This is a genomic window from Nonomuraea sp. WAC 01424 (assembly GCF_003947315.1).
Classification (GTDB): Bacteria; Actinomycetota; Actinomycetes; order Streptosporangiales; family Streptosporangiaceae; genus Nonomuraea; species Nonomuraea spiralis.
Map to the genome: position 1 here is coordinate 169,225 of NZ_QHHZ01000020.1, position 25,088 is coordinate 194,312.

The 25,088-nt window shown below is 73.7% G+C and carries 14 protein-coding genes; 9 read left to right on the top strand and 5 right to left on the bottom strand.

Annotated features, from left to right (window positions below):
- Positions 1-35: 35 nt before the first annotated feature.
- Together DMB42_RS43155 and DMB42_RS43160 are read right to left on the bottom strand one after the other, a co-directional pair.
- Positions 36-4,889: a DNA-binding protein gene (locus DMB42_RS43155; protein ID WP_125645309.1), complete on the bottom strand. Its 4,854-nt coding sequence runs from the start codon at positions 4,887-4,889 to the stop codon at positions 36-38.
- A complete protein-coding gene (locus tag DMB42_RS43160; protein ID WP_125645311.1) occupies positions 4,886-5,752 on the bottom strand; it encodes a DUF4132 domain-containing protein in 867 nt (288 codons plus the stop codon). Before DMB42_RS43160 ends, DMB42_RS43155 begins: the two co-directional genes overlap by 4 nt.
- A gap of 315 nt (positions 5,753-6,067) precedes the next feature.
- On the opposite strand from DMB42_RS43160, the gene DMB42_RS43165 reads away from it, so the two are divergent.
- The 4 genes from DMB42_RS43165 to DMB42_RS43180 all read left to right on the top strand — a co-directional run bounded on the left by DMB42_RS43165 (position 6,068) and on the right by DMB42_RS43180 (position 16,118).
- Positions 6,068-7,663: an FAD-dependent oxidoreductase gene (locus DMB42_RS43165; RefSeq protein ID WP_125645313.1), complete on the top strand. Its 1,596-nt coding sequence runs from the start codon at positions 6,068-6,070 to the stop codon at positions 7,661-7,663.
- A 48-nt stretch (positions 7,664-7,711) separates the two neighbouring features.
- A complete protein-coding gene (locus DMB42_RS43170; protein WP_125645315.1) occupies positions 7,712-8,923 on the top strand; it encodes a cytochrome P450 in 1,212 nt (403 codons plus the stop codon).
- Positions 8,924-8,973: 50 nt separating this feature from the next.
- A complete protein-coding gene (locus tag DMB42_RS43175) occupies positions 8,974-11,841 on the top strand; it encodes an AAA family ATPase (RefSeq protein WP_260478285.1) in 2,868 nt (955 codons plus the stop codon).
- A gap of 224 nt (positions 11,842-12,065) precedes the next feature.
- Positions 12,066-16,118, top strand: coding sequence for a S8 family serine peptidase (locus DMB42_RS43180; RefSeq protein WP_125645317.1), 4,053 nt, complete (start codon positions 12,066-12,068; stop codon positions 16,116-16,118).
- 120 nt (positions 16,119-16,238) lie between these two features.
- On the opposite strand, the gene DMB42_RS54505 is transcribed toward DMB42_RS43180, so the two are convergent.
- Together DMB42_RS54505 and DMB42_RS54510 are read right to left on the bottom strand one after the other, a co-directional pair.
- A complete protein-coding gene (locus tag DMB42_RS54505) occupies positions 16,239-16,634 on the bottom strand; it encodes a hypothetical protein (RefSeq protein ID WP_221762612.1) in 396 nt (131 codons plus the stop codon).
- A 155-nt stretch (positions 16,635-16,789) separates the two neighbouring features.
- The gene (locus tag DMB42_RS54510; protein ID WP_221762613.1) at positions 16,790-17,359 is read right to left on the bottom strand and encodes a hypothetical protein; all 570 of its coding nucleotides are present in this window, start codon (positions 17,357-17,359) and stop codon (positions 16,790-16,792) included.
- 112 nt (positions 17,360-17,471) lie between these two features.
- On the opposite strand from DMB42_RS54510, the gene DMB42_RS43190 reads away from it, so the two are divergent.
- Both DMB42_RS43190 and kstD read left to right on the top strand, forming a co-directional pair.
- Complete coding sequence (locus DMB42_RS43190; protein ID WP_125645319.1) at positions 17,472-18,359, top strand: YihY/virulence factor BrkB family protein; 888 nt, start codon at positions 17,472-17,474, stop codon at positions 18,357-18,359.
- A 75-nt stretch (positions 18,360-18,434) separates the two neighbouring features.
- Positions 18,435-20,195, top strand: coding sequence for a 3-oxosteroid 1-dehydrogenase (gene kstD / locus DMB42_RS43195; protein ID WP_125645321.1), 1,761 nt, complete (start codon positions 18,435-18,437; stop codon positions 20,193-20,195).
- Between the two features lie 9 nt (positions 20,196-20,204).
- On the opposite strand, the gene DMB42_RS43200 is transcribed toward kstD, so the two are convergent.
- On the bottom strand, positions 20,205-20,888 hold the full coding sequence (locus tag DMB42_RS43200; RefSeq protein WP_125645323.1) for a hypothetical protein: 684 nt from the start codon (positions 20,886-20,888) through the stop codon (positions 20,205-20,207).
- A gap of 409 nt (positions 20,889-21,297) precedes the next feature.
- Here DMB42_RS43200 and DMB42_RS43205 point away from each other — a divergent pair, with 409 nt between their 5' ends.
- The 3 genes from DMB42_RS43205 to DMB42_RS43215 all read left to right on the top strand — a co-directional run bounded on the left by DMB42_RS43205 (position 21,298) and on the right by DMB42_RS43215 (position 24,718).
- Entirely contained in the window at positions 21,298-22,293 is a 996-nt protein-coding gene (locus DMB42_RS43205; protein WP_125645325.1) for a glycoside hydrolase family 11 protein, read from the top strand.
- A gap of 248 nt (positions 22,294-22,541) precedes the next feature.
- Positions 22,542-23,930 (top strand): APC family permease, encoded by a 1,389-nt coding sequence (locus DMB42_RS43210; RefSeq protein ID WP_125645327.1) that lies wholly within the window; start codon positions 22,542-22,544, stop codon positions 23,928-23,930.
- A 224-nt stretch (positions 23,931-24,154) separates the two neighbouring features.
- Positions 24,155-24,718, top strand: a complete 564-nt coding sequence (locus DMB42_RS43215; RefSeq protein ID WP_125645329.1) for a dihydrofolate reductase family protein — start codon at positions 24,155-24,157, stop codon at positions 24,716-24,718.
- Positions 24,719-25,088 lie beyond the last annotated feature (370 nt).

The window sequence follows — 25,088 nt, forward strand, 5'->3', positions numbered from 1 at the left end:
GTTTTCCGGTCCTTAGGGAAGTGAGAAGGGACAGGTCAGCGGCGACGGCCGCGTTTGACGTCGAGCCGCTCGAAGCGGGGCACGTCGCCGTCCTGTACGCGGCGCCAGGCCCGGTCGTAGAGGTCGGCCACGGGTTCGGCGGGCACGATGGGGCCGCCGAGGCCCACGTCCCGGACGAACATGGGCAGCTTCCACTGCTCCAGCGGGAGCCGCGGCGTCACCTGCTCCGACCAGCCGCCGGGCAGGAACAACGAGCGCCCGGCGCGGGTGCGTACGGCCTGGACGACGAGGTCGGTCGCGGCCAGCTCGGCCCGCGCCGCCTTGAGCCTGGCCGGCTTCCAGCCGGTCCACCGGGAGACGTTGCGGTCGGCCGGGTCGGGCATGGCCAGCAACATCAGGTAGACGGCGGCGGCGTCCTCGCCCAGCCCGTACGCCTTGGCCGCGTCCACGACCAGGTCGGGCACGGACCGGGTGGGGTCCTGCGGCCACCAGGTGCCGTCGGCGTCCCGGTCGCCCTGCCGCGGGTCGCCGGGATCGTCCAGCAGCGCCGCGAAGCGGGGGTCGAGGACCGTGCGCAGCGCGATCACGGCGGGGAAGGAGCCGTTGAGCCCGATCAGGGCCCGCAGGTACGGGTCCTCGCCGGCCGGGTCGAGCAGGTCGGGGCGGATCGCGGGCGAGGGCTGGCTGTCGTGGGTGGCCATGATGAGCGCGCCGTACCGCTCGTAGCCGTCGCGGACCTCGGTCGGGGTGCCGGCGACCTTCCTGAACGCGGGCAGGCCGACGTACCTGTCGAGGTCGATCAGCAGCGCGGGGTTGGCGAGCCGGTCGCGGACCGCCGACAGCGTGGCGGGCAGCCCGGCGCGCAGCGGGTGCCCGGCCGGCAGCCGGTGGGCCAGCCAGCCGGCCGCGGTGACGGCCATGACCAGCGACTGGCCGGTGAACCCGGTGCCCTGGCCGACGGAGTGGACGCGGTCGCCGCGTACCTCCCACTCCAGGTCCACGCTCAGCTCGGGATGGTCGGCGCCGAGCACGCCACGCAGGGCGTACGCCGCGTCCCGGCCGGTGCGCAGGGTGCGGGCGGCCTCGCCGAGCAGCCACTCGGGCAGGGCGAGCCGCTGCCCGACGCGGTCGTTCCAGACCCGCGCGGCGGCGGCCACGTCGGGCCCGCCGGTCCACAGCAGGGCCGGGTCGGCGGGCAGCAGCGCCGCGGTGACGGCCCGCCGCACGCCTTCGTCGAGCGCGCGCAGCTCGTCCTTGGCGACGGCGGCCTCGGCCACCTTCACGCCGATCGTGGTGCGGGCCTCCTTGTCGAGGAACGTCCGATCGTAGGTGTCCACGTGCGGGAACCCGGCCACGACCAGCCGCGCGGCGGTCTGCGAGACCCCGGTGAGCCGGGCGAACTCCTCGGCGGCGGCGGCGTGCCAGGGCGCCGGGCCGCGTTCGGCCAGCTCGGTGAGGAACGCCTCCAGCCAGCCCGCCTCCCGGTCCCCGCCGACGGGCGAGGAGTCCGCGGCCGTGTAGGGCGCGGGCACCTCGAACGTCCCGGCGGGGTCGTGGCACAGCGCCGTCCATTCGAGCTCGTCGAGGCCGGCCTCCCGGGCATCGAGAAAGAGGACGAACGCGCCGCCGCCCAGCGGCAGCACGCCGGAGAGCGAGCCCCCGGACGGGGTGCCGTCGGTCACGACCATGTGCTCGCGCCTGAGCCTCAGCGTCATGCCGCGCCAGCGTGCCGAGCCGGCCGAGGTGGGCAGGCCGCCGTCGCGCAGCTCGTCCAGCAGCGTGCGCAGCGCGTCGCGGTGCGCGGCCGGGGTCGTCGGCGCCGCCGTCCGGTACGCCACGGCGGCGAGGTGGTCGAGCAGCCGCTCCCACCGCAGGCCGGTGGCCGGAAGTCCGGGCAGGCGGAGGTGGTTGGGCACCTCCGGCCGCTCCGGCGCGGCGGCGAGCGCCCGGCCGGCCGCCCGGATCTGCTGGACGACGGCGTCGCGGCTGTGCCGGTGGTAGCCGTGGCCGCCGCCGACGCCGTTGAGCGCCTCGTCCAGCAGCAGGTCCGTGGGCCCGGACGGGCCCTGCTCCTCGACGGGACCGCCGGCCAGCGCGCGGGTGAGGTTGCCCACGACGGTACGCACGGCGGCCTGCTGGGCGGCGGCGAAGCCGACGACGCCGGCCAGGCCCTTGAGCAGCGACTCGTGGGTCACGCCCGGCAGCAGCACGCGGATCGCCGCGGGCAGGTCCGCGCCCTGAGGCTCGGCCGCCTCCAGCAGGGACGCGGCCGTCTCGCGGTCCATGCGGCGCAGCGCCGCCGAACCCTCGGGGTCGCGGGGACGCAGGCAGTTCCAGTAGCGCTCGGGCGGCAGGATGAGCGTGCCCGCGCCGAACGCGCCGGGCCTGGCGTCCGTCCTGAACTCGGCCAGCACGCCGTCGGCGTCCACGAGGCTGATCCGGTAGCTGGAGCGCACGACGGCGCAGGGCCGTTCCGCGCCGGGGAACGTCAGCACGCGGGCCGGTACGCCGGCCTCCGGCGGCAGCGTCACGGCGATGCCGGACAGGTCCTCGGCGCGGTGGGAGCCGTCGGGCAGCTCGGTCACGCGCAGGCCGTACAGGCCGTCCACGGGGGTGCCGACCGGGGTGGGATCGGCGGAGGGGGCGGGCAGCAGCCATCCCTCGGCGGGCCTGTCCTGCGACGCGCCGGCGAGGAAGCCGGGCAGCGACTTCCTGCCGAGCTGGCCGCCGGCGGGGTCGAACTCGTACCAGCCGCTGTCACGCTCGGCCCAGACCCACGCCCAGAACGAGGTGCCGTCGGTGAGGACGGGACGCTCGTCGGGGACGGCCGTGTCGCCGGCGTGCAGCACGCCGTACCCGGTGGTGCGGCCGCCGCCGGGGACGGGGAGGCTGACCGGGTCCTCGCCCGTGTAGTAGTCCAGCCGGGTGCCCCGGCTGCGGTCGGTCCCGTCGAGGTCGCGGGGGCGGTCGGCGGCGGTGTGCCAGTAGCCGCGCAGCCCGTTGACGCGGTCGCGGGAGTCCCAGTAGACGAGCAGTTCGCCGTCCACGTAGTGGAAGCCGGGATCGCTCCAGGTGTCGTCCCTGGGGATGCGCAGGTCGTGGGTGAGCACGACGCCGTCGGCGGTCAGCACGCGAGCCTGCGCGGTGCCCGCGACGACCAGGTGGGGCCAGGCGTCGCACACGACGAGGTCGTCGACGTCCTTCTCCGGCACGAGCTCGGCGTCGGCCTCCTCGAAGGCGGGCCAGCCCAGCTCGTCGATGATCCCGGCCCGCAGGGCGCGGGCCAGCACCCCGGCCACGTCGGCGTCGGTCACGGCCTGGCGCACCTCGTCCTCGGCCAGGGCCAGGGCCTCGCCGGGCAGCCAGGCCAGGCGGCGCAGGGCGTCGGGCAGGGTGGGCAGGCCGGCGGCGGCCGAACGCCGGGCGACCAGGCGTACCCACTCGGTCAGCATGGGACGCCCGCCGGGCGAGGCGGCCAGGGCCCGGACGGTGGCCCGGCCCTCGTCGTCGGCGTCCAGGTAGTCGGCGCCGTGGCGGAAGGCGGTGTGGAAGCGGCCGTCGGCGGCCAGCGCGAGCAGGTCGCGGCGGTCCTCCCGCTCGGCCCAGTGGGCCAGCCGGAGCCGGGCGCCGTCGCCGGGGTCGGCCACGGGAACGCCGAGGGCGAGCAGCAGGTCGATCAGGCCGGGGTCGTCCTCGACCGAGATCGTCCCGCCGCCGGCGGCCAGCTCGTCGCGCAGCCGGTCGGCCATGCGCTCGATCAGCGCGTGCAGCGCGGGCAGGTGCGGCGCCACGCCCCAGGCCCGCTGCCGGGCGGCGAGGAACCTGCGCAGCCAGCCCGCGGCGCCGTCGGCCGCGTGCTCCCGCTCCGGTACGTCGGCGTGGAGGCCGGCGGTCGCGCCCGCGCTCTCCAGGATGTCGAGCCAGATGCCCGGCAGCTCCCGGTCGTGGCTGTCCGGGATGACGTCGAGCAGCGTGCCCCGCAGCTCGGGCCGCTGCCGGGCCAGCGCCGCGACGGCCGGGGCGTGGGACTTCCACCAGCCGGTCGGGGCCTGCATGACGGCCGGCAGCGCCAGCACCTCGGCCAGGTAGTCCTGCTCGGCCGTCTCGGCGTCCACGCCGGCGGCCTTGGCGAGCCTGCGGATGTCGGCGGCCATCTGCGCCGCGGGGGCCAGCCCGCCGGCGGTCCTGCGTACGCACAGCCGCGCGTACCTGAGCAGCGCCTCCGCGGCGGGCAGGCGGGCGGTCAGCTCCTTGGCGTACCCGGACAGCGCCTTGACCGGCAGCGCCCCGGCCAGCGCGAACTCCAGGAACACCGCGTCCAGCCGGTCCTCGTCGACGGCGAGGCCGTGCTGGGCCTCGGCCCTGCGGGCGGCGGAGAAGAGCTGCCCGGCGTACTGGGTGTTGTCGACGGCGGCGAAGACCCGCGCGGCCTGCTCGTAGAAGGTCGGCAGGAAGTGCGGGACGGACGCGGCGAGCTGCCCGGCCAGGCGCTGGTAGGCGTCGAGGGCCATCTTGGGCTTGGACCTGGCCTGCCGGGCGACGCGCTCCAGCTCCGGCACGACGGCCAGGGCGTGGTGCCCGTCCTGGGGGTGGTGGACCAGCACCCATTCGGGGAAGCCGAGCGAGCGCCGCAGGCCCAGGCCGACCACGGCGGCCTCGCCCTCGGGCACCATGCCGAGGAAGCCGGCCGCCGCGTCCTCGGCGGTGCTCAGCTCCTCGGTGACCAGGCGCACGATCACCCGGTCGTCGAGACCGGGGTGCCGGTAGGCGCGGGCCACCAGCGGCACGGCCCGCTCCCCCGCCCCCTCGGCGCCGGCCGGCAGCACCGCGCCGGCGTCGAGCATCTCCTCCGCCTCGGAGGCGGTCGTGTCGGACGTCCTGCCGGTCATGCGCTCTTCCCCTCTTCGACCTGCCGCCCGGCGTACAGCGCCGCGGCCATCCGCATTCCCTCCGACCAGGCGACCGGGCCGACCTCGCGCAGCGCGAGGGTCCTGCCGTCCTGGTCGCGCCACGTCAGATCGCCCGTGGACGTCTCGCTGTCCCAGTACGGCTCGCCGATCCATACGGCGGCCTCGGTGAGCCGGCCGGCGTCGTGTACGCCGCAGGTGGCGAAGCCGCCGGAGACCCGGTAGCCGAGCTGGGTGGCACGGGCCGCGACGCCGAACCTGGAGGCGTACGTGCCGCCCGCGAAGTCCTTCACCTGGCGCACCCCCTCGGCCTGGTCGGCGGGCTTGCGCCAGATGGCCCGGTGGATCTGCTCGACCTTCTGCGTGATGCCCAGCTCGGCGGCGAACTCGCGCAGGTCGTCGAGGTCGGGCAGCAACACCGGGTGCGGCAGGGTCACGGTGCGCGGGGAGAGCCGGACGGTCTCACCGTCGAGGTTCACCACGCGCAGCTCGCCCGTGGCGGTCGCGTCCCGCAGGAAGCCCACCTCGTCGGGGTCGTCGCCGACCACCGCCACGTCGCGCAGCGCCGTCTGCCACGCCTCGTCCGGCCACACGCGGGCGATCACCTCGGTCGGCACCGGCAACGAGGACACCATCCAGGTGTCCACCTGCGCCACGCACGACGCGGCGTGCCGGTCGAGCCATTCGGCGAAGCGGCGCAGCCGGTCCGCCTCGGGGTGCTCGCGCACCGCCTTCGGCAACGTCTTCAGCTGCCGCCCGGCCGACCGGCCGGACGTGGCCCTGGCCGTGACCCGGCCTTCTATGAGGGCGACCTCGTACGCGTCGCCCGCAGCCAGCCAACCCAATTGCCGCCGCCTTTCATCGTGAAGCCATGGGGAATGAGTCGAGGCGCGGTTCTCCGCCGCCGCGATGCGCGGAACGTTATCGGCGATCACTGACAAATGCCTACCGAGCGTCCGAATGCCTGGTTACGGTGCCGGAACGTCACCGGCGGGCGCGGCCGTACGGGCATGGCGTGGTTTCCCTCCGGCCCGCCTAAAGACACGGGCAGGATCGCCGCGGGCAGGCTACGGGCGCGGACGGCAGGGGTAGGCCATTCCGGGCCGGGCACGCCCCGCCGGGGAGCGGGCGCGTGGCTCGCTCGACGGGGGGGATGGCCGGTGAAAGTCGTCGTCGATCTGACGCGTTGCCAGGGGTACGGGCAGTGTGCCTTCCTCGCGCCCGACGTCTTCACCATGCGCGAGGAGTCCCTCCTGTACGACCTGGCCCCCGACGACGAGCAGCGCGAGCACGTGCTACGCGCCGCGGCGGCCTGCCCGGTCCAGGCCATCCACCTCGACTGGACGGCGACCCGGCTCACGCCCGAGCCGCCCGCCACGGCGGCGCGCGGGATGACCGACGGGCACATCGTCATCGTCGGCGCGTCCCTGGCCGGGGCGCGGGCCGCCGGCGTGCTCAGGCGGGAGGGCTTCACCGGGTCGCTGACGGTGATCGGCGACGAGCGCAGCGAACCGTACGACCGGCCGCCGCTGTCCAAGCAGGTGCTCCTGGGGCAGGTGGCGCCCGACCACGTCATGCTGCCCCACCTGCGCGAGGTCGAGGCCGAGTGGTTGTGGGGCACCCCGGCGACGGGTCTCGACATGGCCGGTAAACGCGTCCTGCTGGCCGACGGCCGCGAGGTCGGCTTCGACCGGGTCCTGCTGGCCACCGGCACCCGCGCCCGGCCCTGGCCGAACGAGGAGGAGGGCCGGCTGGAGGGCGTCCACACGCTGCGTTCCATGGAGGACGCCGCCCGCCTGCGCCAGGCGCTGGCCGCCCGCCCGAACCGGGTGCTCATCCTGGGAGCCGGGTTCACCGGCAGCGAGATCGCCTCGGTCTGCCGCGAGCTGGACCTGCCCGTCACGGTGGTCGAACGCGGCCCGGCCCCGCTGGTCAACGCGCTCGGCGGCGTGATCGGCGACGTGGCCGCCCAGCTTCACCGCGACCACGGCGTGGACCTGCGGTGCGACACGACGGTCACCTCCCTGGACGGCGACGGGCACGGACGGCTGCGCGGCGCCCACCTGTCGGACGGCAGCACGGTCGAGGCCGAGGTCGCCGTCGTCGCGCTCGGCTCGGTGCGCAACGTCGAGTGGCTCCTGGCCGCGCGGCTGGCCGCCGGCGTGTGGGGCGTGGCCTGCGACGCGGGCTGCCGCGCCGTGGACACCAACGGCCTGGTGACCGACGACGTCTTCGTCGCCGGCGACATCGCGCGTTTCCCGCACCCGCTGTACCAGTACCAGTTCATGACGCTTGAGCACTGGGGGAACGCGGTCACCCAGGCCGAGATCGCGGCGCACAACATGGTCAGCGACCAGACCCAGCGCTGGCCGCACCTGTCGGTGCCGGTGTTCTGGTCCAGCCAGTTCGGGGTGAACATCAAGTCGGTCGGCGTGCCCACGTTCGCCGACGAGCTCGTCGTCACGCAGGGCTCGACGGACGAGCGCCGCTTCGTCGCCGTCTACGGCTACCAGGGCCGGATCACCGCCGCGGTCACCTTCGACCAGGGGATGTGGCTGGAGTTCTACCAGCGGCTGATCGAGCGGGCCACGCCGTTCCCGCCCGACTTCCGGCACGTCGACCGGCGGGGGGAGGCGCGGCCCGTACCGGCCAGGGTGCCCGAGCGGCTGATCGCGGCCGAGGGGGCGACGGTCGTGGTGACCGGCCACGACCCGGCCGAACGCCGCGCCTCGCTGCTGCACACGCCGCCGAGCTGACCACCGTACTGAGCATTGGGCCGACCGCCGGAGACAGGAGTGCAGGACATGACATCGGACGCCGCCTTCCAGCGCATCCTCGACCCGTCGGGCCGCGCCGACCCGTATCCGTTCCTCGGGGAGCTGCGCCGCAACCCGGTGACGCGGCTGGAGGACGGCACGTACGTCGTCAGCACGTACCGGGAGATCGTCGAGCTGCTGCACGACCCGCGGATCAGCTCCGACCGGCGCAACCTGGCCTCCGCGCCGCCGACGCCGCAACACGCGCCCGCCTTCATCGGGCTCGACCCGCCGGAGCACGACCGGCTGCGCCGCCTGACCATGCGCCACTTCGGGCCGCCGCACTCGCCGGGCGTCGTGGACGGGCTGCGTCCCATGATGCTGACCGTCACCACCGAGCTGATCGACGCCATCGCGGGCAAGACCCGGGCCGACGTCGTGGACGAGGTCGCCTACCCGCTGCCGATCGCGGTGATCTGCCGGCTGCTCGGCGTACCGGCCGAGGACGAGCAGCAGTTCCACGCCTGGGCCGACGCGATCGTCGAGACCCTCGGACCGGGCGAGGAGCAGCGCGCCGAACGGGCCCGCGAGCGCCAGGCGGTGGCGGAGAAACTGGAACGCTACCTCGCCGGGCTGGCCGAGGCCCGGCGGCAGGAGCCGGGCGACGACATGTTGTCCGGGTTCGTCACCTACGAGGGCCCCGACGGCCGCATGACGCCGGAGGAGGTCGTCGCCACCTCCCTGCTGCTGCTCATCGCCGGGCACGAGACCACGATCAACCTCATCGCCAACGGCATGCTCACCCTGCTGCGCGACCCCGCCCTGCTGGAACGCCTGCGCGCCGACCCCGATCTCGTCATCACGACGGTCGAGGAGCTGCTGCGCTACGAGCCGCCGGTGCAGCTCGTGTCCTCGCGGGTCACCCTCGACGACGTCGTCGTCGGCGGCGTCACGATCCCGGCCGGGTCGCCCGTCGTGCTCGCGGTGGCGGCGGGCAGCCGCGACCCGGCGCACATCAGCGAGCCCGACCGGTTCGACCCGTGCCGCAGGCCCAACGAGCACCTGGGGTTCGGCGGGGGCGTCCACTACTGCTTCGGCGCGCCGCTGGCCCGGCTGGAGGCGCAGGTCGTGCTGGGCGAGCTGGTACGCAGGCTGCGCAATCCGCGGCTCGTGGCCGACCCGCCGCCGTACCGGCCGAGCGCCGTCCTGCGCGGCCCCCGCCACCTGCTGATCGACTACGACGGCATCGCCCCCGCCTGACCTCCCCCGGGGGTGTCCGGCAGGGGGGTGACGTTGATCTCGGACTTCCCGTGCAGTTGAATGAGCGGGTGCGTGCTGGGCGGGTGGTCTCCCCGGTTCTGGTGGGGCGGGAGAAGGAGCTCGCTCGGCTCGTCGCGCTGGTCGCCGGGGCGCCCGCCGTCGCCGTCGTCGAGGGCGAGGCCGGCATCGGGAAGTCGCGATTGACGTCCGAGCTGCTCGGCGGTCCGGCGGTGGCCGGCCTGCGGGTGCTGGCCGGGGCCTGCGTGCAGATCAGGGAGCCGTTCCCGCTGGGGCCCGTCGTCGAGGCGCTGCGCGGGCGCGCGTCCGAGCTGGCCGGTGCGGCCCTGTCGCCGGTCGCGGGGGCGCTGCGCGAGCTGCTGCCGGAACTGGCCGGGGTGCTGCCCGAGACGCCGCCGCCGCTCGACGACCGGGCGGCCGAACGCCACCGGGTCTTCCGGGGGCTCGCCGAGGTGCTGACCGCGCTCGGTCCCGCCGTCCTGGCGGTGGAGGACCTCCACTGGGCCGACGGGCAGACGGTCGAGTTCCTGACGTACCTGATGTCGGTGTTGCCGGGCACGTTGCGGGTGGTGCTGACGTACCGGGGCGAGGAGGCGTCCGGGGCGGTGCGCGCGATCACGGCGCGCGCCCCCGACACGATCGCGGCCGAGCATCTGGTGTTGCCGCCGCTCGACACCACCCAGACGCGGGTGATGGCCTCGGCGATCCTGGAGGCCGAGGAGGTGACGGCCGAGTTCGCCGAGCACCTGTGCCTGCGGGCCTCCGGCCTGCCGCTGGCCGTTCAGGAGCTGCTGGCGCTGCTGCGCACCCGCGGCACGCTCATCCGCTGGGAGGGCGGCTGGGCGCGGCGGGCGCTGGAGGAGCTCGACGTGCCGAGCGGCGTGCGCGCCTCGGTGCAGGAACGGGTGGCGCGGCTCTCCGCCGGGGCCAAGGAGGTGGCGGAACGCGCCGCCGTACTGGGGCTTCCGATGCCGGTCGCCGAGCTCGCCGGGAACGACGTCGGCGCGATCGACGAGGTGCTCGGCTCCGGGCTGTTCGCCGACACCGGCGGCCTGGTCGGGTTCCGTCACGTGCTGGCGGCGCAGGCGGTCTACGAGGCGATCCCGCTCGGCCGCCGCCAGGCCCTGCACGCCGCCGCCGCCGACACCGTACGCGGCCTGCGCCCGGTCCCGCTGGGCCGCCTGGCCCACCACCTGCGCCAGGCGGGCCGGGCCGGGCAGTGGGTGGAGGCCGCCATCGAGGCCGCCGAGCAGGCGTCCAGGCTGGGCGACGACGCCGAGGCCGCGCGCCTGCTGGAGGACGTGCTGCGCGACGACACCGGCCTGCCCCCGGCCCGGCGGGCGGAGCTGACGGTGAGGCTCGGCTGGGCCGCCCTGGAACTGCTGCGCCCACCGCCGGTCGCCGACCTGGTCACCGGCGCGCTGGAGCAGGACGTGCCGCCTCCGCTGCGCGGCCACCTGCGCCTGCTGCTCGCGCTGCACCTGGAGCGCACCCGCATCGACGGCGCCCGCATCGGCGAGGCGTTCGCCCGCGCGGCCGAGGACCTGTCCGGCGAGCCGGGGCTGGGGGCGGCGGCGATGTCCTGGGTCGGCCGGCCACCGAGCGGCCTGCCGCTGGAGGAGACCCGGTCCTGGCTGGAGCGGGCGCTCGCGACGCTGCCCGCCGTCGCCGACCCGGCCATGCGGATGCTGGTGCTCGGCAAGATCGCGATGATCTTCGTGGTGATGGGCGACCCGCGCTGGGCCGAGCTGACCGACGACCTGCGGCGGGAGACCGCCGGGCGGCGGCTGCTGCGCCGCGAGGTGAACGCGTACCGCTCCATCGGGGGCGCGGCCCTGTTCGGCGGCCACCATCGTGAGGGCCGCCGCCTGCTGACCGCGGCGGTCGAGGACGGCGCCGAGCCCGACCTGCGCGGGCGGCTCGAAATGCGCTGCCTGGTCAACCTGGCCGCGGCCGACTACTTCGAGGGCTCCTGGCAGGGGCTGCCGGCGAAGATGCAGGAGTTGCGCGACCATTTCGGCGACGAGCCGCACGAACGCATCCTCGTCGACATCGTGACCGCCTGCGTGGGCGCGGTGCAGGGCCGCCAGGAGGCCGCGCTGCCGCCGCTGCTCGACGTCGCCGCCGAGGCCCGCACCCGCGGCCAGTACGACGACCTCGTGCTGCCGCTCTCCATGCTGCTCAGGCTGGCCGCCGCGCGGGGCGAGCCGGAGCCGGCGATCGAGGCGGTCGCCGAGGCGAGCGTCCACTGGGAGGCCAGCGAGTTGTGGCCGGTGGCGGTCCGGGCGCTGCCCGGACTGACCGAGGCGCTGCTGGCTGCGGGCCGCCCCGGCGAGGCCGCCGACGTCGTCGCGCGGCACGCCGCCCGGCTGGCCGGGCTCGACGCGCCGCTGGCCGCGCCCGCGCTCGCGCAGGCCCGCGGCCTGCTGGCCGAGGCCGGCGGGCAGTGGGAGCGGGCCGCGGCGGAGTTCGCCGCCGCCGCCGACGCCTTCGAACGCGTCCCGGCCAGGTACGAGGCCGCGCAGGCCGACGAGCACGCCGCCGCCGCCCTGTTCGCCCTCGACGACCCGGCCGCCGCCACCCGGCTCGGCCGGGCCGTCACCGCGTACGTCGACCTCGGGGCGCGCTGGGACCTCGACCGCGCGACCGGGCTGGGCCGCAGGTGGGGCGTCCGGCCGGCGACGCAGAGCACGCCCGCGCAGGCGGGGAACGACCACGCGTTGTCGGCCCGGCAGGAGCAGGTGGCCCGGCTGGCGGCCGAGGGGCTGACCAACCAGGAGATCGCCAGGGAGCTGTTCCTGTCGCCGAAGACGGTGGACAAGCACGTGAGCGCGGCCATGCGCAAGGTCGGCGCGCGGTCGCGGACGGAGCTGGCCCGCCACCTCCTCCCCGGCGACTGAATCCCCAAATTGGGGATTTTTCCCCATAGGGCACCCCATACCCCACCCCATACGCATACCTGGACACTTTCGGCATGTCCGACACCACCGACGACCCCGGCCAGCAGGATCCGGACGAACCCCTACCGGATGGGCCCTCCCTACATCAGGAGACCCCGGAACCCCCTCGGCCGCCGGACGGCTTCGAACCCGTCTGACCCCCCTCCCCCGCCAGAAAGGCCACCATGGCATTGCCCCGCCCCCCGCTGGTCCGCCGGACAGGCGTGCTGCTGACCGCGGTCACCGCGCTCGCGGCCGTACTGACCGCCGTACCGGCCTCGGCCGACACCCCGGCCACCTCGCCCGCCCCCTCCGCGCCGTCCGTCGCCACGGAAGCCACCACGGACGCCGTCAAGGACGTCGCCCTGACCGGGGTACGGGCCAAGAAGGTCGTCGTCACGCTGATCACGGGTGACAAGGTCCAGCTCAACCGGTCCACCGCAGGCACGTACCGGATCGAGACCGCTCCCGGCACCCGCGAGGACGGCCGCCGGATCAACCTGTTCACCCAGTTCACCCCGGACGGCGTCTTCGTGCTGCCGGACGACGCCGTCGCCGCCGTCCAGGCCGGGCTGGTGGACCGGCGGCTGTTCGACGTCAAGTACCTGGCCGAGAACGGCTACGCCGACGACGTCGCCAAGCGGCTGCCAGTGATCGTGCAGTACCCGGGCGACCAGCCCGAGGCGGCCGTGAAGCGCTCGGCCGCGGCCGTACCCGCCAGCGACCCCACCCGTACGCTGGAGAGCATCCACGCCTCGGCCCTCGACGTCACCAAGGCGGAGGCGGGCGCGTTCTGGCAGGCCGTACGCGGCGGGCAGGACAGTGCACAGGGCGGCGGGCAGGGGCTGGCCAAGGCGCCCGGCGCGCTGCGCGGCGGCATCGCCAAGCTCTGGCTGGACGCCAAGGTCAAGGCCGACCTGGACGTGAGCGTCCCGCAGATCGGCGCCCCCAAGGCGTGGGAACGCGGCCAGGACGGCACCGGCGTGAAGATCGCCGTGCTGGACACCGGCGCCGACACCGGCCACCCCGACCTGGCCGGGAAGATCGCCGACAGCAAGTCGTTCGTCCCGGAGGAGCCCGTCCAGGACGGGCACGGGCACGGCACCCACGTCGCCTCCACCATCGCCGGCACCGGTGCGGCCTCGGGCGGCAAGTACAAGGGCGTCGCCCCCGGCGCGCAGCTCGTCGTCGGCAAGGTGCTCGACAACACCGGCTCCGGCCAGGAGTCGTGGATCATCGAGGGCATGGAGTGGGCCGCGCGCAGCGGCGCCAAGGCCGTCAGCATGAGCCTCGGCGGCCCGCCCAGCGACGGCACCGACCCGCTCAGCCAGGCCGTGAACGACCTGACCGCCGAGACCGGCACGCTGTTCGTGGTCGCCGCGGGCAACCTGTACGAGACCGAGACGATCAGCATGCCCGGCGCGGCCGACGCCGCCCTGACCGTGGCCGCCGTGGACAAGCAGGACCAGCTCGCCGCGTTCTCCAGCCGCGGGCCGCGCCCCGGCGGCGGGCTCAAGCCCGACATCGCCGCGCCCGGTGTGGACATCGTGGCCGCGCGCGCGGCCGGCACCACCATGGGCTCCCCGGTGGACGAGCGCTACACCGGCGCGTCCGGCACCTCCATGGCCACGCCGCACGTGGCCGGCGCCGTAGCGATCCTGGCGCAGCAGCACCCGGACTGGACGGGCCCGCAGCTCAAGACCGCGCTGATGTCCACCTCCAAGGACGACGGCTTCACCGTGTACGAGCAGGGCGCCGGCCGGGTGGACCTGGACCGCGCGACCCGGCAGCAGGTCTTCACGACCAGCGGCGGCGTGGACTTCGGCCTGCTGGAGACCGGCAGCGCGCCGAAGACCGGCGAGGTCTCCTACCGCAACCTGGGCGACCAGCCCGTCACGCTCACGCTGAAGGCGACGATGAGCGGCGGGGCGAAGCCGGCCCTCGCCGACGCGACGCTGACCGTCCCCGCGGGCGGCACGGCCGCCACCACCATCACCCTCGACCCGGCCGAGCTCGGCGTCGGGACCTACAGCGGGGCCGTGACGGCCGAGGCCGACGGCGTACGGCTCACCACGCCGCTCGGCGCCGTACGGGACGTCCCCAAGTACGACCTGACCATCCGCACCCTCGACCGGGACGGCAAGCCGCGCACCCCGACGGCCATGAACGTCCTGGACGTCGACGGCAACAAGGGCGAGCTCGGCCCCCACCGCGTCGACGACGTGGGCCTGGTCGTCACCCGCGTCCCGGCCGGCACCGTCAGCCTGCTGCAGGTGCTCGACTGGATGGACGGCGACGACCGCGCCAACCGGGCCTGGTTGTTCGAGCCCGAGCTGACCGTCACCGGCGACACCGAGATCACCCTCGACGCCCGCAAGGCCACCGAGATCAGCTTCAGCGCCCCGAAGACCGCGCAGCCGCTGAACAACACCTACGACGTCTTCTTCCAGCGCACCCTGCCGAACGGCAAGGTCTTCGGCGGCACGCTGCTGGCCGGCCGTCCGCTCGGCGCGTGGGAGAAGACGTGGGTGCTGCCGACCAAGAAGGTCACCAAGGGCGGCTTCCGCTTCACCGGCCAGTGGGAGCTGGGCGTGCCCGAGGTCACCATGACCATGCGCGCCTCCAAGCGCACGACCCTGCACCCGGTCTCCCGGGTCCACATGATCGACGCGGGTGAGATCCACCCCGGGTACGTCCCGTTCGAGGGCAGCAAGAACCTGCGGGTGGTCGACGCGGGCAAGGGCCGTCCGGAGGAGCTGGCGGGCAAGGACCTGCGCGGCGCGCTCGTGCTGATCGACGCCGAGCCCGCCGAGGGGGTCTTCGGGCCGGTGTGCGGCCTGCAGATCGAGCGTGTGGGCCCGATCAGGGACGCGGGCGCGGCCGGCGTCCTGGCCTTCAACGAGAGGGCCGCCAGTTGCCCGATCCCGCTGCCCATCTCGCAGAAGCCGTTCAGCGGGCCGTTCCAGCCGGTCGGCATCCCCGTCGCCTACGTCTCCAACACCGAGGGCACGAAGATCCGCGCGGAGGCCGCCCGGGGCAAGGTGACCGTCCAGGTCGAGGGCACGCCGAACACGCCGTACTCGTACGTGTTCCGGCCGTCGGCCGACGGGCGCGTCCCGGACTCGATGCGGTACGAGGTGAGCGAGCGTCAGCTCCACCGGGTCGACCTCGACGTGCACGGCGGGCCGTACACGAAGTACATGAGCTGGCGTGCGTCGTGGCGGACCGACGACATCTCGTACACGACGACCAACACCGACATGCTGCACTGGTCCACCCCGATGCCGGAGCGCAGGTCGCAGTACATCTGGCCGCTCGACCCCAAGATCGTGAGCGAGGCGGGCCTGTCCGCGCTCGTCTCGTCCACCCCTGGGGAGGAGGTCCAGGAGACCCGCTACCGGCACGAGGTGTTCGACCGGCCGGGCACCACCGTCCAGAAGTGGTTCGCCACTCCGAGCACGCCGGGCGCCTCGACGGCCTCCGACAAGCTGTACGCGCTCGGCGGCGCCCCGGACGCGCCCCCGCTCAAGCAGCTCGTCATCGGGGTGCCGTGCGCGATCTGCGTGCACGACGGCAACCTGTGGGTGACGCCGTCCCTGGTCAACGGGGTCGGTGAGCGGCGCGACGACGGCAGCGCGTTCGGCGACCTCGCGCCGCAGTACGAGCTGCACCTGTACCGCGACGGCAAGGAGGTCCCGAACGCCCCGCTGCCGGGCTTCGACACGCTGCCGCGTTACCCGCTGCCCAAGGAGCCGGGCACCTACCGGCTGACGGCCAAGAACGCCCTTCAGGACGTCGAGTGGACGTTCACCGCCCCGCCGGCCAAGGAGCAGCTCAGGCCGGGCGCCAACTGTTACGCCTGGTTCGTGGACGGGCTGGTCGAGCAGTGCCGGACGACCCCGGCGGTCTACGTCAGCTACGACCTCGGTGACAGCCTGTCCGCCGAGAACACAGTCGCGGCCGGGCGCCGGCACACGTTCGAGCTGGAGGCCTACCACGGGCCGTCGGCGGCCAGGATGCCGGCGATCAGCGGCGTACGGCTGTGGACCAGCACGGACGACGGCGCCACCTGGCAGCCGGCCGACCTCAGGAAGGGCCGGGACGGCGTCTACACCGCCGCCGCGAAGTACCCGGCACTCCGCGCCACCAAGGGTGCGGTGAGCCTGAAGGTGGAGGCGTGGGACGCGGCGGGCAACCGCGTCAAGCAGACCACCCTGCGCGCCTTCAACCTCCGCTGACCCGCCCCGACCCGACCCGACCTGACCTGACCTGACCTGACCTGACCTGACCGCGACCGCCCGGCCGCCGGCCCGCCGCCTGCCCGCGGCCCCGGCGACCGGGCTTCGCGGCACCCGCGATCACCGGCCGGGCGTGCCGACCGTGCCGACCGTCCCGACCGTGCCGACCGTGCCGACCGTGCCGACCGTGCCGGGCGGTCCGGGCGGTCCGGGCGATCCGGGCGTTCCGGGGCGTTCCTCTCGCGGCGGGTCCGCGAGCAGCGGCGCGAGGGCGTGTTCGACCTGCTCGCGGGGGAACGGCGTGGCGCGGTCGGCGCCGAACAGGTCCCAGTAGAAGCCGTTCATGGCCGCCGCCACGGGCGCGTGGCGGCGGATGATCGCGGCGGCGACGGGCGGGATGCCGGAGAGGTCGGCGTCCCCCTCCGCGCAGGCGCGGACGAAGGCGTCGCGCCGCGCCGGCGGGCCTGCCACGGGCACCCCGCAGACGTTGGAGACGAGCCAGTTGACCAGCCGCATCAGCGCGTATCCGAGGTCGTGCCCGGCGTTGCGGCCGAGGAACGCGCGTTCCTCGCCGGACAGCTCGAACCGGGGCGAAGTGGCCAGTCCGAGATCGGCGACGTACAGGCGGTCGCCGTCGGTGAGCAGGTCGCCGAAATGGCCGTCGAAGTGCGTCAGCCCGTGGCCGTCCAGGCGTCCAGGTTGTGCGGGACGTACTCCTGGAACAGCACGATTCCGGCCGAGGCCCCCGCGAGCGCGCGCAGCCGCTCCCCCACGGCCGGGGCCCCGCCCCAGTACCGCACGGCGGCCTCGACGTCGGCGTGCTCCTCCGCGGGCGGCGGCGCGCCCGGCAGCACCCGCCAGTGGTAGAGCAGCGGGAAGGCGTCGGTGTGCCCGGCCGGCACCCAGTTGGTCGTCATGACGTGGGCCGCCAGCTCGCGCCAGGAGCCGAAGCCGGGCGAGCCGACGCCGTACTGGCAGAACGGGGGCAGCTCGAACAGGTTCGCCGTGGACATGACGTTGGCCGGCTCGCGTTCCAGGTCGGTCAGCGGCACACGCTTGGCGAAGACGGGCACGCCGTCCACGTCCAGCAGCGCGGAGGCGCCGCCGATGCCCGTGCCGAGGGCGCCGGCCCGTTCCAGCAGGAAGGCCAGCCGCCGGTCGCTGTGCAGGGCCAGAGCGCTCGCCACGTCGGCGTACCTGTTGAGTCGCGCGTTCCTGGACATGTCTTGCGGTTCCGTCAAAGTGCCGTCCTCCGGTCACAGGGGCGTTCCCCTCATGATTCACCCGAAGCGGTACGGTGAGCACCCGGCGGCGTCCGGCCACCGGACGCGTCCGCGAGGGGGATCCTGCTCCATGAACGCCACCAGACCGTTCAAGGGACTGGCGGCGGCCTGGCTGCGGGCCCGCGACCGGCACGCCTGGCTCGACCATCTGGCCCGCGCGGTGGTGCGCTACGACAAGGCCGACGGCGGCCGGTTGTCGGCGGCCCTCACCTACTACTCCTTCTTCGCCACCTTCGCCCTGGCCCTGCTGGCCTTCGGCATCCTCGGCCACGTCATGGACGACCCGACGGTCCTGGCCACGGTCCAGCACTACCTGAGCGAGAACTTCCCGCGCCTCGACGTGGACGCGATCCGGGAGGCCGGGGGCACGGCCGGCGCGGTGGCCTTCGTCGCGCTGCCGCTGACCGGCCTGTTCTGGATGGACACCCTGCGCTCGGCCACCCGGGCGATGTGGCGGCTGGAGGAGTACCCGGGCAACTTCTTCCTGCGCCAGCTCATCGACCTGGGCGTACTGGCCGGGCTCGGGCTGCTGCTGGCCCTGTCGCTCGCCGTCGCCTTCGCCGCCGAGCGGCTGCTGACCTGGTTCGCCGTGCTCACCGTGGGCGTGGAGGCCCTGCCGGCCCAGTGGGTGCTGACCGCCGCCGGGTTCGTGCTCGGCCTCGGCGTCAACACCCTGCTGGCCATGGCCCTGCTGACCGCGCCGCCCCGGTTACGCGTACCACTGCGGCGGGTGATGGGCCCGGCGCTCGTCATCACCGCCGGGCTGGAGATCCTCAAGACGCTCGGCCTGGTCTACGTCAACCTCACCGCGGCCAATCCGGCCTACCGGGTGGTCGCGGGCGCGGCCGGCATGCTGCTGTTCCTGAAGGTGCTCAACCAGCTCGTCCTGTTCGCGACCGCGCTGACGGCCACCGGCACCTCGGGCAAGGTCAGGGATCTGGCCGTACGGGAGCGTTGACAGGGTTACCAACCAAGCGCATGCTCGTTTTCGGCGAGGGGGCCGACCGGCTCTCCCCTTCCGAAGGGATCACCGATGCGACCTGCCTCACCGGCCTCCGACGACCTCACCCCCCGTGGACGCAGCCGCCGTACCCTACTCGTCGCGGGCGGGATCCTGGTCAAGGGCGCGGCGCTCGGCCAGGACCCGGCCTACGCCGAGGCCGACTACGACGTGGTGGTCGTCGGCTCGGGGGCCGCCGGTATGACCGCCGCCCTCACCGCCGCCAAGCGTGGGCTGAGCACCGTCGTGCTGGAGAAGGCGCCGACGTTCGGCGGGTCGGCGGCACGGTCGGGGGCGGGCATCTGGATCCCGTGCAACGAGGTGATCCTCGCCGCCGGGGTGCCGGACACCCCGGCCAAGGCCGCCGCCTACCTCGCCCGCGTGGTCGGCGACACCGTACCGGCCGCGCGGCAGCAGGCGTTCCTCGCGGCGGGGCCGGACATGATCTCGTTCGTGACGCGCAACAGCCCGCTGCGCTTCCGGTTCATGGACGGCTACTCCGACTACTATCCGGAGTTCCCCGGCGGGATGCCGGGCGGGCGTTCCATCGAGCCCGACCAGTTCGACGGCAACCTGCTCGGGCCGGAGCTGGCCCGGCTCAACCCGCCGTACATCCCGACCCCGGCGGGCATGGTCGTCTTCAGCGCCGACTACAAGTGGCTGACGCTCGCCGCGGTCAACGCGCAGGGGGCCGCGGTGTCGGCCGCGTGCCTGCTGCGCGGCACCCAGGCGGCGCTGCGCGGCGAGAAGCCGCTCACCATGGGCCAGGCGCTGGCCGCGGGGCTGCGGGCCGGGCTGCTGGCGGCCGGGGTGCCCGTGTGGCTGAACACGCCGCTGCTCGACCTGCACGTCGAGGGCGGCCGGGTCGCCGGCGTGGTCACCTCGCCGGGGCTGGTCAGGGCCAGGCGCGGGGTGATCGTGGGGTCGGGCGGGTTCGAGCACAGCGCGGCGATGCGGGCGGAGTTCCAGCGCCAGCCCATCGGTACGAGCTGGACCGTCGGCGCCAAGGAGAACACCGGCGACGGCATCGAAGCCGGTGAGCGGACCGGCGCCGCCCTGGACCTGATGGACGACGCCTGGTGGGGGCCGGTGATCCCGCTGCCCGGCGAGCCGTACTTCTGCCTGGCCGAACGTACGTTGCCGGGCTGCGTCATCATCAACGGCAACGGCCGGCGCTTCGTCAACGAGGCCGCGCCCTACAGCGACGTCGTGCACGTCATGTACGACCGCAACACCCCGGCCGACCCGCACATCCCCGCCTGGCTGATCATCGACCAGCAGTACCGGAACAAGTACCTGTTCAAGGACGTCGCCCCGCTGCTGCCCTTCCCCGACTCCTGGTACGACAGCGGCGCCCTGTTCAGGGCCCCGACGATCGAGCAGCTCGCGCGGAAGATCGGGGTGCCGGAGGCGGCCCTGCGGGCCACGGTCAACCGCTTCAACGGGTTCGCCCTGGCCGGACGGGACGCCGACTTCCACCGCGGCGACAGCGCCTACGACCACTACTACGCCGACCCGTACGTCCGGCCCAACCCGTGCCTGGCGCCGCTCTGGCTGCCGCCCTTCTACGCGTTCAAGATCGTCCCCGGCGACCTTGGCACGAAGGGCGGACTGCGCACCGACGCCCGCGCCCGCGTCCTGCGCACCGACGGCTCGGTCGTCCCCGGCCTGTACGCGGCCGGCAACGCCAGCGGCGCGGTCATGGGCCACAGCTACGCGGGCTCGGGCTCGACCATCGGACCGGCCATGACCTTCGGCTACGTGGCCGCGAACGACCTGGCCGCCGGCGGCTGACCCCCGTCGTCAGTCGGCCAGGTACGTGACCGAGCGGACGTCGTAGCCGGTCGCCTTGGAGCCGCGTACGTGCATGATCATCGCGCCGCCGTCGTAGGACCAGGCGCACGCGTAGCCCTTCGGCTCCTTCGAGCAGCCCTGGAAGTGGTGGGTGACGCCGCGCGGGTCGTACCTGACCCGGAACAGTGTGCGCACCGCGGCCTCGGCGCCGACCTCCAGCCCGGCGTACCGGTCGCCGCGCTTCCAGGCGGCGAACAGGTGCGTGGCCGCGGCGGCGGGCCGCTCGACGTGCCGTGACAGGTAGACCTTGGTGACCTTGGAGCCGGTCACGGTCATGGCGATGCCGTTGAGGCCGCCGGGCACGCGCACGCTCGTGTGCACGTACCGGCACACGTTGCCCGAGCAGCCGTCGAAGCGGTCGGGCGCGCGGAAGGCGTAGGAGAAGATCGTGTTCACCGCGGCGGGGGTGGCGACCCGGGCGGCGGCGGCGCGGTCGCCGGCCAGCCAGGCGCGGAACAGCTTGCCGGCCGTCCCGGCGGGCGCCTGCGCGGCCGTCCTGGCGGAGGCGGAAGCGTCGGTACCGGCGGGAGCGGTCGTGCGGGCGGAGGCGGGGGCGGCGGTGGTGAGGCCGAGGGTCAGCGTCGCGGTCGCCGCGAGGGCGGCGCCGCCGCCGAGAACCAGTCGTCTGGACACGGCACCGACGCTAGGGGCCGTCCCTTGCGCAGCGATTGCTCCCGGCTTGCAGCCATTCCGGTACGCGCCGTTGCACGTGGCACGGCGAGGCGAACCCCGGCGAGCTCTGCGCAGGCACTCCGGTGGCGGGGGTCAGGGCGGCGGGCGGGCGGTGGCTGGCCTGCGAGCGTGCGGTCGCCCAGATCGCCGAGCGGTACGGGGTTCCGCACCCCGAGCTGTGATCGGCGCGAGTTTCGGCACTTGAACGAAACTTTCACAACCCAAGAGAGCTGTCATCCAGGGGTTGTGTCCGCTGATCGGCGGTGTTCACACAGAGGGCGTTGACAGATGCACGAGATCAGGCCGACACTTTCGTGAGCGTACCGATAGTTTCGCCGACCCTCCGTCCCCCCAAGGAGGAAGCACGCACATGAACGGCGTCCCCGCTCACCCCGGAAACCGCAGGCGCGGCCGCGCCCGGATGCTCGCCGTACGGGCCTGTGCCGTGATCGCGGCGCTGGTCGTGGCCGTGACGATGCCGCCCGGCATCGCGAACGCGGCCCCCGTCACCTCCAACCAGACCGGCACCAACAACGGGTACTTCTACTCCTTCTGGACCGACAGCCCCGGATCGGTCTCCATGGACCTGGGATCGGGCGGCGCGTACAGCACCTCGTGGCGCAACACCGGGAACTTCGTCGCCGGCAAGGGCTGGAACCCCGGCGGACGCAGGACCGTGACCTACTCGGGCAGCTTCAACCCGTCCGGCAACGCCTACCTCGCCGTGTACGGCTGGACCAGGAACCCGCTCGTCGAGTACTACATCGTCGACAACTGGGGCACCTACCGGCCCACCGGGACGTACAAGGGCACGGTGACCAGCGACGGCGGCACGTACGACATCTACCAGACGACCCGCTACAACGCCCCCTCGATCGAGGGCAACAAGACCTTCAACCAGTACTGGAGCGTCCGGCAGTCGAAGCGGACCGGCGGGACCGTCACCACGGGCAACCACTTCGACGCCTGGGCCCGCAACGGCATGAGCCTGGGCGGCCACGACTACATGATCCTGGCGACGGAGGGCTACCAGAGCAGCGGCAGCTCGGCCATCACGAACGGCGGCTCCCCCGGCGGCGGCGACCCGGGCGGCAACCCCGGCGGCTGCACCGCGACCCTGTCCGCCGGCCAGCAGTGGAGCGACCGCTACAACCTCAACGTCGCGGTCAGCGGTTCGAACACCTGGACCGTGACGATGAACGTGCCCGCCCCCGAGAAGATCATATCCACCTGGAACATCACCGCCGCCTACCCCAGCGCCCAGGTGCTGACCGCCAAGCCCAACGGCAACGGGAACAACTGGGGCGTGACCATCCAGCGCAACGGCAGTTCGACCTGGCCCACGGTCTCCTGCAGCGCGAGCTGACCCCCGCGCGCCCGCCGCACACCCGCGGCGCGGCGGCCTCCCCGGCCGCCGCGCCGTCGTGCTGCTCGCGGACGGGACGGAAGCTGAGCGTGACGACGTGTTCACGGATGACAAGCCGGGATCGTACAGTGTCAGGATGACGGTCGAGATCACGTGGTCGCGGCGGCGTACGGCGGCCGGCCGGCGCTCGCCGTCACCCCCACGCGGGACGCATCCCATCATCCTCACGGACGAGAAGGACCACCCCCATGGCTCAGATCAGTCCCCCCAGCCCACCGGAGGCCGGTAGCGGCCAGCCCAGCCTGAAGCGGGTGATGGGCCCCGGCCTGTTGCTGCTGTTCATCGTCGGCGACATCCTCGGCACCGGCATCTACGCACTGACGGGCCAGGTCGCGGGCGAGGTGGGCGGCGCGGCCTGGCTGCCCTTCTCCATCGCCTTCCTCGTCGCGCTGATCACCGCCTGCTCCTACCTGGAGCTGGTCACGAAGTATCCGGAGGCCGCGGGCGCCGCCCTCTACGTGCACAAGGCGTTCGGCAAGCAGGCGCTGACGTTCCTGGTGTGCTTCGCGGTGATGTGCTCGGGCATCACCTCGGCGTCGGCGGCCTCTCGCGCGTTCGCCGCCAACCTGGCCACCGGGTTCGGCTTCGACGCCGGCAACGGCGTCATCCTCCTGATCGCCGTGGGATTCATGCTGCTGGTCCTGGCCGTCAACCTGCGGGGCGTGGGCGAGAGCGTCAAGCTCAACGTCGTGCTCACCGCGGTCGAGCTGTCGGGGCTGCTGCTCGTCATCGTGCTCAGCCTGTACTTCATCGCCGGCGGCGACGCCGACTTCTCCCGCGTCGTCGCTTTCGAGACCCCCTCCGACAAGAGCGTGTTCCTGGCCGCCAGCGCCGCGACCTCGCTGGCCTTCTTCGCCATGGTCGGCTTCGAGGACTCCGTCAACATGGCGGAGGAGACCAAGGACCCGACCCGGATCTTCCCGCGCATGATGTTCACCGGCCTCGGCATCACCGGGCTGATCTACGTGCTCGTGTCCATCTGCGCGGTCGCCGTGGTCCCGGTCGGGCAGCTCGCGGAGAGCGAGACGCCTCTGGTGACGGTGGTGCAGACCGCCGCGCCGGGCGTGCCGATCGCCTCGCTGCTGCCGTTCATCTCGATGTTCGCCGTCGCGAACTCGGCGCTGATCAACATGCTGATGGCCAGCAGGCTGCTGTACGGCATGAGCAAGCAGGGCGTGTTGCCGCCGTTCCTGTCGGCCGTGCACGCCACCCGGCGCACCCCGCACGCGGCGATCCTGTTCACCACCCTGATCGCGGTCGGGCTCATCACGTTCGTCTCGCTGGTGCCCGACAGCCCGGTCGTGGCGCTGCTGGGCGGTACGACCTCGCTGCTCCTGCTCGCCGTCTTCGCGGCCGTCAACGTCGCCGTCCTCGTCCTGCGCCGGGACGTGACGACCGACCGGCACTTCAACGCGGGCCGCGTGCTCCCCGTGGTGGGCACGGTCACCTGCCTCTACCTGGTGCTGCCGTGGTCCTCCGGGCGTCCGGCCGGCCAGTACGAGATCGCCGGGATCCTGCTGGTGGTCGGCGCGATCCTGTGGGTGCCGACCTGGTTGTCGGCCAGGCGGCGCAGCTGATCAAGGTAATGGGCATTCCCGCCCGGCCTTTCGCGGTTTTCCGGGGGCGGCGGCCCGTCATTCGCGAACCCGCCGCCCATTCCGGGGCTCATTCGCCGGGCATTTCCCGCCGGTTATCGTTCCTGCCGAGGGCCGCCGAGGGACCTTAAGCCCGGCGGAAGAAGACCGTAAGTCTGCTCCGGCACAGTGGGAACACACAGACCGGAACCGGAAGGAAAAGATCGATGCGCAAGGTCAAGCTCCAGCTCCAGATCACCGCGGACGGCTTCGTGGGCGGCCCCGCCGGCGAGATGGACTGGGTGACGTTCCCCTGGACCGACGACATCAACGCCCACGTCGCGGCCCTGTGGGAGCCGGTCGACTGCATCGTGCTGGGCCGCCGGCTGGCCGAGGGCTTCATCCCGGCGTGGGAGTCCCGCCCCGAGGGCGAGACGGAGGAGGGCATCGACAAGATGATCAACACTCCGAAGGTCGTCATCTCCCGCAGCCTCACCGAGTCGCCCTGGAAGAACGCCGTCGTGGCCGGCGGCGACCCGGCCGAGACGATCGACGAGCTGAAGGCGAAGCCCGGCGGCGACGTGATGGTCGCCGGCGGCGCCTCGATCGGCCGCGAGCTGATCTCCCACGGGCTGATCGACGAGCTGCACCTGTTCGTCAACCCGGTCGCGATCGGGGCCGGGCTGCCGCTGTTCCCGACCGGCCCGGGTTACCAGCGGCTGCGCCTGGTCGCCGCGCGCCCGTTCGACTGCGGTGTGGTGGGCCTGCACTACGAGCCGGAGCGTTCCTGACGGACTTCACGGGCCCGCCGGTAAATCCCTGGGCGAACGAAGAACGCGCTTCCCGAAGCGGCCGGAGAATGGCCGTACGGGTGGCGCGTTTTTTGGTCGGAAGGGCATTGACCTGGAGAAAGTCCAGCCGGTCAACCCGCGTGATGGCGATACGGGAAAGAAAGGCCACCGGCGTACGCCGGAGCACGCCGAGGGAGGGCGGCGGCCGGACCGATCGCCCGGCGGTACGGGCGATCCCGCGCTCCGCGGCCCGTCGGGGAGCGGCCGTCGGCGGACCCGCGAGGCACCCCCGACGCGGTACGGCGGCCCGGGACGCCGGCCGAATACGGGATTCACCCGAGGGTTGACACCCGTCTGGCGACGGGGTCAT

Coding starts and splice junctions, on each gene's coding strand:
- DMB42_RS43155 (WP_125645309.1), bottom strand. CDS start 4,889: ATGACCGGCAGGACGTCCGACACGACCGCCTCCGAGGCGGAGGAGATG.
- DMB42_RS43170 (WP_125645315.1), top strand. CDS start 7,712: ATGACATCGGACGCCGCCTTCCAGCGCATCCTCGACCCGTCGGGCCGC.
- DMB42_RS43180 (WP_125645317.1), top strand. CDS start 12,066: ATGGCATTGCCCCGCCCCCCGCTGGTCCGCCGGACAGGCGTGCTGCTG.
- DMB42_RS54505 (WP_221762612.1), bottom strand. CDS start 16,634: ATGCGGCTGGTCAACTGGCTCGTCTCCAACGTCTGCGGGGTGCCCGTG.
- DMB42_RS43190 (WP_125645319.1), top strand. CDS start 17,472: ATGAACGCCACCAGACCGTTCAAGGGACTGGCGGCGGCCTGGCTGCGG.
- kstD (WP_125645321.1), top strand. CDS start 18,435: ATGCGACCTGCCTCACCGGCCTCCGACGACCTCACCCCCCGTGGACGC.
- DMB42_RS43205 (WP_125645325.1), top strand. CDS start 21,298: ATGAACGGCGTCCCCGCTCACCCCGGAAACCGCAGGCGCGGCCGCGCC.
- DMB42_RS43210 (WP_125645327.1), top strand. CDS start 22,542: ATGGCTCAGATCAGTCCCCCCAGCCCACCGGAGGCCGGTAGCGGCCAG.
- DMB42_RS43215 (WP_125645329.1), top strand. CDS start 24,155: ATGCGCAAGGTCAAGCTCCAGCTCCAGATCACCGCGGACGGCTTCGTG.